Below are 1,862 nucleotides of genomic sequence, written 5' to 3' on the forward strand. Positions count from 1 at the left end.
GCCTCGGCGGTGGCGAGCTGGCGGCCCGCGTGCAACACCGTGCCGATGGCGCGCAGCGGCCCGCTCTTGTGGGACGCAGCGCGCACGATGTTCACACCGAGTTCGGCCGTGGTGTAGCCGCGACCCAACGGCAGCGTGGTGTGCACCGCGCAGCCCAGTGCCGAATCGAGCAGCGTGGCGTACCAGCCGCCGTGCACGCTGCCCAGCGGGTTGTAGTGCTTGAGCTGGGGCTGGCCTTGAAAGACCGCGCGGCCCTCGGCCACTTCCACCAGTGCGAAGTCCATGGTGTCGGCGATGTGCGGGTAGGGCAGGCGGCCTTCGAGCATGGCCTGCATTTGCTGCAGGCCGTTCAGACCGGCCAGTTGGGTTGGGTCGGCCAGGCCTGCACCGGCACCGCTGCGCAGGCGCGCGCGGGTTTCGTCGAAATGGCGGACCCATTCGGTCTGTGTTGCTTCAGCTGACATGCGGGCTCCTGTGTTGATTGCAGATGCAATGATTGTAGATACAATCGAATGATGGCCACTGACACCCATGCGTCAGCCCCGACTCCGGTGGGCTGCACCAACTTCAAGCTGCGCCAGCTCACGCGGCGCGTGACGCAGCACTACGACCAGCACCTCGCGGACTCGGGTCTCAAGATCACGCAGTACTCGCTGCTGACCCACGTGGACAAGCTCGGCCCGTTGGCGCCGGGCGATCTGGCCCGGCGCATGGACATGGGCGCCTCCACGCTCACGCGCAACCTGCAGCCGCTCGTGGCGGCCGGCTGGCTGGAGATCGGCGAAGGCGCTGACGCGCGCAGCCGGCTCGTGCACATCACCGAGGCTGGTCGCGAGACGCGCCGCCAGGCGCAGCGCCGCTGGAAGGCCGCGCAACTCGCGCTCAACGACAAGCTGGGCGTGGCCACCGTGGCTGCGCTGCACGGTTTGCTGGACCAGGGGCTGGCCGCATTCCACGAGGAGGACAGCCATGAAGACTGACGTTCGGAAACACGTGGTGTGGTGGCTGGTGCTGCTGGCCGCCGCCGGCACTTTTGCGCTGACCATGGGCACGCGCCAGACCATGGGCTTTTTTCTCTCACCGCTGAACACCGCCACCGGACTCGGGGTGGGCAGCATCAGCCTGGCATTTGCGTTCGGCCAGCTCTGGTGGGGTCTCACGCAGCCGTTTGCGGGCGCTGTGGCCGACCGCATCGGCGCCGGGCGGGTGTTGCTCGCCGGTGTGCTGCTGGTGGCGCTGGGCACCTACATCACCCCACTCATGACGAGCACCTGGGGTCTGATCCTGGCCATCGGCGTGCTCTCGGCCGGTGGCGCCGGTATGGCCGGGCCGTCGGTGCTGATGGCGGCCACCACCCGCCTCATGCCGGCCGAGCGGCGCGGCATGGCCACCGGCATCGTGAACGCCGGGGGTTCGTTCGGCCAGTTCGTGATGGCACCGCTGGCCGCCGCGCTCACGTTGGGTCTGGGCTGGGCCGGTGCCATGCAGGCGCTGGCCTTGATCGTGTTGCTGGCGCTCCCGGCGGCCTGGGTGTTGCGTGGGCCAGGCCCGGCGGCTGCCGCGGGCGCCGCGCCCGCGCCGGTGTCGCTGCCGGCGGGTGAGGCGATCCGCAAGGCGCTGGCCCACCCGAGCTACCTGCTGCTCTCGGCCGGCTTCTTCGTCTGCGGTTTCCACGTGGCCTTTTTGGCCACGCACCTGCCCGGCGTGGTGGCCGCTTGCGGTCTGCCCGCGCCGGTGGGTGCGTGGGCGCTGGGCGTCATCGGCCTGTTCAACATCATCGGCAGCCTGGCCATGGGCTGGGCCGTGGGCCGCTGGCGCATGAAATCGCTGCTGTCGTTGGTGTACGCCACGCGTGCGGTGGC

The 1,862-nt window shown here is 69.7% G+C and carries 3 protein-coding genes; 2 read left to right on the forward strand and 1 reads right to left on the reverse strand.

From position 1 onward, the window contains the following. Positions 1-464, reverse strand: a 464-nt coding sequence (locus tag Q1W68_RS11225; RefSeq protein ID WP_300716719.1) for a PaaI family thioesterase, incomplete at its 3' end; no start/stop codon positions are given. A gap of 48 nt (positions 465-512) precedes the next feature. On the opposite strand from Q1W68_RS11225, the gene Q1W68_RS11230 reads away from it, so the two are divergent. Continuing rightward, positions 513-980, forward strand: coding sequence for a MarR family winged helix-turn-helix transcriptional regulator (locus Q1W68_RS11230; protein WP_300716722.1), 468 nt, complete (start codon positions 513-515; stop codon positions 978-980). Then, on the forward strand, positions 970-1,862 hold an 893-nt coding region (locus Q1W68_RS11235; RefSeq protein ID WP_300716724.1), incomplete at its 3' end, for an MFS transporter. The genes Q1W68_RS11230 and Q1W68_RS11235, both read left to right, overlap by 11 nt.

It is taken from the genome of Hydrogenophaga sp. (genome assembly GCF_030158645.1).
GTDB lineage: Bacteria > Pseudomonadota > Gammaproteobacteria > Burkholderiales > Burkholderiaceae_C > Hydrogenophaga.

Bases quoted from the DNA above. Each gene is read 5' to 3' on its own strand.
- Q1W68_RS11230 (WP_300716722.1), top strand. From the start codon at position 513: ATGATGGCCACTGACACCCATGCGTCAGCCCCGACTCCGGTGGGCTGC.